This window comes from Nitrospirota bacterium (assembly GCA_040755395.1).
Classification (GTDB): Bacteria; Nitrospirota; Nitrospiria; order Nitrospirales; family Nitrospiraceae; genus DATLZU01.
This window is the reverse complement of record JBFMAX010000022.1, coordinates 22,977-30,531: the sequence shown is the minus strand read 5'-3', so window position 1 is coordinate 30,531 and position 7,555 is coordinate 22,977. Positions and strand designations below refer to the sequence as shown.

The window sequence follows — 7,555 nt, the reverse complement described above, 5'->3', positions numbered from 1 at the left end:
CACCCGTTGCGATGAAAGAGCAACGGGTACCCGGGAGTCGCGTTGCGAGACGGGCAAGCGCAGCCATGAAGGAGGGAAGCATACTTGAAACAGTATGTTGACCGACTGAATGGCGAGCACGCCCGCCACCAAGCCGGGACCCATTGCATCCTGGAGCAATGGGTGCCCAGCAGCGAATCGGGGTGCCCATTGCTCTTTTGTTGCAATGGGCCCAGGCAGCAGAAGCGTTCGTGAATCATGCGGGCTAGAGTCAACAGCCTGTGTTTCTTTCTTCTCTCGTGTGCGCTGATTCTTGCGACGGCATTCGGCGGCCAGGCCGACCGCGTGTCGGCCCCCAAACTGACGCCGGGTTCTCCGGAGCAGGAAGCCTTGGCGGCGTTCAAGAACTCCGACTATGACAAGGTCACGCGCCTGTTGGAGTCCGTTCGGGCCGCGCGCGAACCGTCCCGCAGGCTGATCCGGCTCGGCTTTCTGAGTTACCTGCGTCTGGGCAGGCCCGAAGAGGCGCTGAAGCTCTATCCCAGTCTCGTGCCCGCGTCGCAGCCCGACGATCCAGGTCTGTTGCGCCAGCTCGCACTGAGTTTCATCACCAGTCGGGTGCGTGACCCCCAAGAACATGTCCGGATTGCGGCCTATACCGCCCTGGCGGAAATCGGCGATCCCGAAACGGCGCCGGTGCTCGAAGACGGATTGCTGGACCCATCGGTTCTCGTCCGCGCACGAGCCGCCGAGGCGATCGGGAAGGCGGGATTGGCCGCAACGTCCGGAGCGCTCAAGCGGGCCCTGCGCGATGACATCCCGGCCGTACGGATCGCAGCCATCAACGCCTTCGCCGAGACCAAGGCCCCGGGCGTCACAGAAGAATTCACACGGCTCGCCCGCCGGGACGAGGGACCGGAATCGATCTTCGCCTTGGCCGGATTGGTGAGATCGGGGAAGCGCGACGCGCTCATTGACATTATGAATGCCGCCACGCTCCCCGATCCGGAAGTGCGCATGGCGGCGATCGGGGTGCTGGGTCGGTTGAAGCGACCGTCGAGTCTCGCCGTTCTGAGTCAGGCGGTGTACGATCCGGATCCCTCCGTCCGCGCGTTCGCCGCCGGGGCCCTGGGGGAGTTCGGCGATCCGGGCGGGATGGCGCCGCTCACACACGCGCTGGGAGACGAAAGCGCTCGCGTCCGCAGCATCGCCGCAGCCAGCCTGGGACGCCTGGGACCGGCGGACGCGCGAGGACTGATCCTCCCTCTCACACGCGACCCTGTCGGCCAAGTCCGGGCCGGCGCCGTGGAAGGCCTTCTACGGTTGGGAGACAAGACGGCTATTCTCGTCGCGGCGGACCTTGCCAGACACTCCGATCCTTCGATCAGAGGCGCAGCCGCCCAAGCCCTGGCGGCGGCCACGAACACGAAGGCGCTCCCGGTCCTGGAAGCGCTGCTGCGCGATCAGCAGCCCCTCCCCCGTCTGATGGCGGCCAAGGCATTGGGCAAGATCGGGCTTCCGGACGTGATTCCGCTGCTGAAGAAGGGATTGGAAGATACAGACCCGGCGGTCCGAATCGCCGCAGCCGGCGGCATCATCGAAACCTTGTCCCGGAGCAAGGCTCCCAAGAAGGCGCGGCGTTAACCGCGAGGAATTCCATGCTGAAATTCTTCGGCGTTCTTGCCTTGATCGGCCTGTCCTTCGGGCTCGGCTATGTTGTCGGCCGACAGCCGGTCGGAATCCTTCAGCAGACCATCGTGGAACTTCAGAAAGCGGTGAAAGACCTCTCCCGTAACGTGATGGACACGACGCTCGGCATCGAGAAGGATCTGCGAAAGCGGCAGGGTCTTGTCGACGCGAAGGCCAGGGTCGTACAGGCAAAAGCGGATTTGTTCGACCGGAATTTCGGCGACGCCGCCAAGGAACTGGCTGAAGCCGTTGATTCGTTGGAAAATGCCGCGCGGGGGGTCCAGCCGTCCGATAGCGCCGCCATGAAGACGCTGGCGACCAAGATTCGCGAACTTCGACTGGATGTGTCGTTGGGAAAGAAAATTCCGCTCTCTCGGTTGGACGAACTTCAGCGGCAACTGGACGGACTGCTGAACAAATAGGTCAGGCCGTTCCGGACGGAGCGGTGACCGGCTTTTCTTTTTTCCACTTCGCGAGGATCCGCTCGACTCGCATCCGCACGACCAGATCGGGGTCTTTCAGCAAAGGCTTGATCGCTTCCCGTCCCCGCTCGTGACCGATCGATTCCAGCGCCGCGGCCGCAGTCAAGCGTGTGAACCAATCCTTGTCCTGCAGCATGTCGATCAGCGGATCGATGGCGTCGGGATCTTTGATCCGCCCCAACGCGATCACGGACTGCTTCCTGACATTCTCATCTTTATCCTTGAGCGCCGCGATCAACCTGGGCACCGCCGGTTTGCCGAGCTCGACCAACGCATCGGTCGCCGCGTCGTTGAATTCATCGTTGCGCAATTGGCCGATCAGCGGTTCGAGCACCCGCTCGTCCTTGATCTTGCCGAGCGCCCGGATGGCGAACTTACGGGTATCCCAATCGCGCAGCAGCTTGATCAACGACTCGACGCATGGCGACCCGATCTGCCCGCAGGCTTCGATGGCCGCTTCGCGCACCTGCCAGTCGCCGTCTCTGAGCGCTCGAACGACCGGCTCGACGCAGCGTTCGTCGCCCATCTCGCCCAGGGTCACGACGGCTTCTCGACGCACCGCCCAATCGGGGTCTTTCAAGAGATCGATTTGAATATCGATCTCGTCCTTGACCTTCTCCTCCTCGAGCACCTCCTCGCCGGCGGCTTCGGCGGCCGGAGCTTCGCCCTCCGCCTCTCCGGCCTCGGCCGTAATCTGGTCGGAGACCTGGTCGGTCAATTCGTCGTCAGGTTGCGGCGCCGCCGTCTGAGCCGGCTCTTCCGGGTTCAGGACCTTCTCTTCCTCTTCCATAATTTTTCATCCCCTCGCGCAGACCGGTGAAGTCTGCGGTTAGATCACGCGGCAGCTTCCGATTTGGTTTCGCCCTGCTTGCCTGCAGCGTGACGCTTTCTCATCGCCAATGATCGGCGCTTTCGCTGAAGGCGCTTCAACCGTTTGCGGAGAGCTCGAAACGCCCGGTCTCCTTCGGGATTCGCATGGCCTGTGAGTCGCTCCGCGATTTTCTTCTTGAGTCTTTCCTCGTCCGTTTCCGCCTGGGTCCCTTTGCCCATTTTTTCAACCCTCTCCCATCCACCGGTTCGTGCCTGTACCCGATCAATTTCCCGCGTTTCGTCGGCCAGTCTAGTTGACAGGGTTACACACTGTCAACACGGGGAGATCTGCAGAAGAGACGAAAGCCGCGGCGGACAACGATCTACGCGAGCACGAGAGAAGCCACGGCCGCATACACCGTGTGGTCGGCGGCGAGAATATCCGAGACCCGCCGGACGCGCCGCGACGACGTGATCATGTCGCCGGGAAGGAATCGAACGACTTGGCGAGTTGCGCCTTTTCCATCCAGTGCGGAGGGAGTCGGGGGCGAACCCGTGCGAGACCCTGCCAGACTTGGACCGGACAACGGCAGGAGTCCTGTCGCCGGGACGAATCGGCCGGGAGTGGCCAGGAACTCTGGGCGATGGTCACCGATCACCTCTAACTGGACCACAGAAATGCCGCCTTCTACCATCCCGAGTTCCTGCGCCGCCGCGTATGATAAATCAAGAATGCGTCCGCCGACGTACGGGCCTCGATCGTTGATCCTGACACGCACCTGTTTCCCGTTCAGGACATTGATGACCCGGACTACGGTCCCCAGAGGCAGAGTGCGATGTGCCGCGGTCAACGCCGTCATGTCATAGATCTCACCGTTGGCGGCGGTCTTGCCGTGAAACTGGCCCCCGTACCAGGAAGCAATCCCTCTCTCCTTAATCCCTAAGTCCAGGTCTGTTTCGCCTTTGGGCAAATAGGAACAGCCTCCGGTCAAAACGCTCAGACCTCCCACAGCGAGGAGGATCAAAATCCTGATCTTGCTTGATTTCCGGTTCATCGGTGTCTTGACTTCCCCTTTGGCTTGTGTGTGCAGGGCTTGGTCAGCACGGTTCGGTTAACCTTGTGGCTCGGCAACCACCTGTTTTTTCAGCGGCTTTCCCCGATCCTTCGCGGAGTTCCGACCCCTGGCTGCTGCCGAGTGGGCTTGGCGATAACCTAAGCGATTTCAACACCGGCAACAATACCGACAGTGTAGGCCTTTCCCATACCTTGGTATATAAGGGTTTCTGGTCGGGTAGCCCGAACGACTCGAGGAAAAACGATGAATCCGAGGAAGCGCCAAAGGGCAACAGGTCGGCGCGTTATAATGGATGGCCGGGGCTTAAGTCAATGCCCCCGGAAAAGGATGCGTCTGAAGGATCGCGAATCGCTTGAAAAGACGACGAATTGACGCTGATCTTCCTCGAGAAAGAGGGCGGAGCCTCGACAGCGTACAAGGCTTCCGCTATTTGAGACGCAGAGATTTTCCTTCGATCCTGGTATCCGACAGGAACTTGTCGAAATTCCTCTCGAGCACCTCGTTAATCAAATCCTGTCCATCCTTTGGATCGAACCAAAAGACGCTGTCCGTCCCCAGGCCATTCAACGTTTCACGGATCAAGCTCCCGTCCGCTTGATTCTTGGCCTGGAGCACAAGTTTGTTCCTCGCGACGATCTCCGTCGAACCGAATCCGCTCTTGGCGTCGATCGAAAGCTCCAGAATCTTTCCTGAAATGGTTACATCGGCGCCGTTCGTCCCTCCGGCTTTCACCAACGAAGCGTTCCAGCCCTTCTTCACCAAGTAATCCACCAGGGCCTGCGCCGTCGCCTCGCTCGGGTCTGCTCCATTGGGAAGATTAAAATGGCTCTCGCCGCCAAAGAGGAGATGGGTGCGGGTCCCCAGCCTGGTCTTGTTCGATCGTCCATCTTCGAACGCCGTCACGGCCACGTGAGGGCCGGCTGGATTCTTGGCCGTTGCCTCGACAGCTTGGTGTTTCGCCGGGATGTTGACCGCGATGACTTCCCCCTTACCGGCGCATCCGGTCAGCGAGAGCATCATCACTCCATAGCTCAGGAAGACTTGACGTGACCTCACAGCATCCCTCCTCTTTTTCCAGGAATCTCTCCGGAGCCCCGAAGGAACCGATGGGATGACATCAGACGTTTCGGCTACTGCAGCACAAAATGGGCACGGCGATTCTGTTGCCAGCAAGCATCGCTATGCTCGGTGCAGAACGGCCTTTCCTTGCCGAAGCTGGTGATCTGGATCTGCGACGCCGGCACACCGAGTTCCTGGAGGTATTGCTTGACGGACCGAGCGCGCTTCTCGCCTAGAACCAGGTTGTATTCGGCCGTTCCTCGTTCGTCGCAATGACCCTCGACGAGGACCTTGCGCCCATTCGCCGTTTTGAGCCAACGCGCATCGGCCTCCAGAGTCGCTTGCGCGTCCTTGCGAATGGAAAACCGATCAAAGTCAAAGAAGACATCGGCCAGAGTCATGGCTTCTTCAGGGGAAGGAGGGGCTGAAGGTGGCGGCGCGGCCGGCGGGGCTGACTCTGCTACGGAAGGAGCCGGGGGTACGATTGGTTTCTCTTCAACCGGCGGAACTGCCGATGGGGCCGACGGAGGGAGAACCTGCTCGGTCTTGGCCTCCTCCATTTTCGGCGTTTCCGCCGGGGCTTCGGCTCCGGGAGGTTCCGGATGAGGAGCCGGAGCCTCCGTTTTGGCTTCCTCGACAGCCGTCGCCGCCTCGGTCTGTGGCGTCATCGCCGGCGCAGACACTTCGGCGCTGGGCGCCGGTGGCGCCGGAGCTTCAGCCCGCGGTTTTTCCCCGGGTATCATCGTCTGATCGGAGGCCGATGTGGAAAGCTTCTTTCCGGCGCAGCCGACCGATACGCTCAACAATCCCGCACAGATAATCCCAACAGCACATTGGATGACTTTGGGCGACATCGAACCTCCGCACTTACCGGACACGGATCGATTGGGCCACCAGGCCGTCCGGGTTCTTCACATAGGTCAGATCAACGGTTTCTCCTTCTTTGATATCGGCGAGCGTGACCGGCTTTTTCCCGCGAGTGATCGACGCATTCGCCTGGACCGTCGCCCCGACGATCAGTTCCTGCTTCTTCGCGGTCATTGCCTTCACCACGATGACCGGCGGCTTATCCTTGACATTCACCGCCACAACCTGACCTTGCACCCGGTGAACCGACGAATCGGCCGCCATAGTCGTGGACGGAGCGCCGACGGACGCGAAAACAAGGGCTACGGCGATCACAAACAGCGACGCCGCGCGATTTCCGCTCATCATGAATTCTCCCCTTTCCCGTGAGGACCTCACACGAGCTTCATGAGCGACGCAAATGTAGCAGGTTGAAATTTGTCTGTAAAGCGGGCCCTCGTCACGTGCCATTGCCGAGCGACTCGATTCACCGTTCCCTTGACTGACCTGCAGAGAGTGGATAATATCCGCCACCGGACCCGCTCGTTCGACCCGAGAAGGCGGGCTCTGCAGTCACTAGCCTCAGCTGTTCATCTCACGACCAACTTCATGATCGAAGTTCAGAACATTACAAAACGGTACGGTCAACTTACGGCCATTGAAGGGGTGACGTTCACCGTCGAAAAGGGCGAGGTCCTGGCCTTTCTCGGACCGAACGGCGCCGGCAAGACCACGACCATGCGGATTCTGACCTGCTTCATGCCCGCGACGGAAGGGACGTCCCGGGTGGCCGGGTTCGACTGTCTGGAGCAGCCGATGGAGGTGAAACGCCGCATCGGCTATCTGCCCGAAACCCCGCCGCTCTACCAGGAACTGACCGTCACGGAGTACCTGACCTTCGCGGGCCGCCTGCGCGGCATGAATGGGAGCAGGCTTACCGCCGGAATGGCCCGCGTGATCGAATGGCTCTCGCTGGGCGAGGTCCGCCACCGGCTCATCGCGAATCTTTCCCGCGGGTATCGGCAGCGGGTGGGATTGGCCCAGGCCCTGCTGCATGATCCGCCGGTCCTCATCCTGGACGAACCGACGGTCGGGCTCGACCCGAAACAAATCATCGAAATCCGCGAACTGATCAAGAGCCTGGCCGGCTCCCACTCGGTGATCCTGAGCACGCATATCTTGCCGGAGGCGACGGCCGTCTGCCAACGCGTGGTGATCATCAACAACGGGCGGATCGTGGCCGTGGACACGCCGGACCGCTTGTCCGCCAGGCTTCGGCGCTCAGAGAAAATCAGCATCACCGTGAAGTCGCCGCCCGCGGACGGTCTCGACCGGCTGCGCACGATTCCCGGCGTGCTGAATGTCTTCGCCGCCGCGGAATCGGGGACGTATCTGCTCGAGTGCGAACTGGGCCGCGACCTCCGGGACGACATCGCCCGTTTCGTCGTCAGTCACAATTGGGGACTGCTGGAATTGAAAACCATTTCGATGACCCTGGAGGACGTCTTCCTGCGGTTGACCCAGCGCGAAGAAGGAATCGAGCAGACGCGCGAAGCAAGCCCCGAGGAAGAGCCTCAAGCGATCGACACCGAACGCCAAGGATAAACCGATCAT

8 protein-coding genes are annotated in these 7,555 nt (G+C 61.0%); 3 read left to right on the top strand and 5 right to left on the bottom strand.

All coding sequences use genetic code 11. The features are described 5' to 3' along the window. The first annotated feature begins 237 nt into the window (after positions 1-237). Positions 238-1,623, top strand: a complete 1,386-nt coding sequence (locus AB1555_19020) for a HEAT repeat domain-containing protein (protein ID MEW6248781.1) — start codon at positions 238-240, stop codon at positions 1,621-1,623. A 14-nt stretch (positions 1,624-1,637) separates the two neighbouring features. Continuing rightward, positions 1,638-2,090 carry a hypothetical protein gene (locus AB1555_19015; protein MEW6248780.1) on the top strand — a complete coding sequence of 151 codons (453 nt, stop codon included), beginning with the start codon at positions 1,638-1,640 and terminating at the stop codon, positions 2,088-2,090. Position 2,091: 1 nt separating this feature from the next. On the opposite strand, the gene AB1555_19010 is transcribed toward AB1555_19015, so the two are convergent. The 5 genes from AB1555_19010 to AB1555_18990 all read right to left on the bottom strand — a co-directional run bounded on the left by AB1555_19010 (position 2,092) and on the right by AB1555_18990 (position 6,310). Continuing rightward, a complete protein-coding gene (locus AB1555_19010; GenBank protein ID MEW6248779.1) occupies positions 2,092-2,940 on the bottom strand; it encodes a HEAT repeat domain-containing protein in 849 nt (282 codons plus the stop codon). A gap of 403 nt (positions 2,941-3,343) precedes the next feature. Then, entirely contained in the window at positions 3,344-4,015 is a 672-nt protein-coding gene (locus tag AB1555_19005) for a septal ring lytic transglycosylase RlpA family protein (GenBank protein MEW6248778.1), read from the bottom strand. Positions 4,016-4,462: 447 nt separating this feature from the next. Further along, positions 4,463-5,092 (bottom strand): hypothetical protein, encoded by a 630-nt coding sequence (locus tag AB1555_19000; protein ID MEW6248777.1) that lies wholly within the window; start codon positions 5,090-5,092, stop codon positions 4,463-4,465. 74 nt (positions 5,093-5,166) lie between these two features. Then, positions 5,167-5,496: a peptidoglycan-associated lipoprotein Pal gene (gene pal, locus AB1555_18995; protein MEW6248776.1), complete on the bottom strand. Its 330-nt coding sequence runs from the start codon at positions 5,494-5,496 to the stop codon at positions 5,167-5,169. A gap of 466 nt (positions 5,497-5,962) precedes the next feature. Beyond that, a complete protein-coding gene (locus AB1555_18990; protein ID MEW6248775.1) occupies positions 5,963-6,310 on the bottom strand; it encodes a hypothetical protein in 348 nt (115 codons plus the stop codon). Positions 6,311-6,550: 240 nt separating this feature from the next. Here AB1555_18990 and AB1555_18985 point away from each other — a divergent pair, with 240 nt between their 5' ends. Continuing rightward, positions 6,551-7,546: an ATP-binding cassette domain-containing protein gene (locus AB1555_18985; protein MEW6248774.1), complete on the top strand. Its 996-nt coding sequence runs from the start codon at positions 6,551-6,553 to the stop codon at positions 7,544-7,546. The last annotated feature ends 9 nt before the right edge of the window (positions 7,547-7,555 follow it).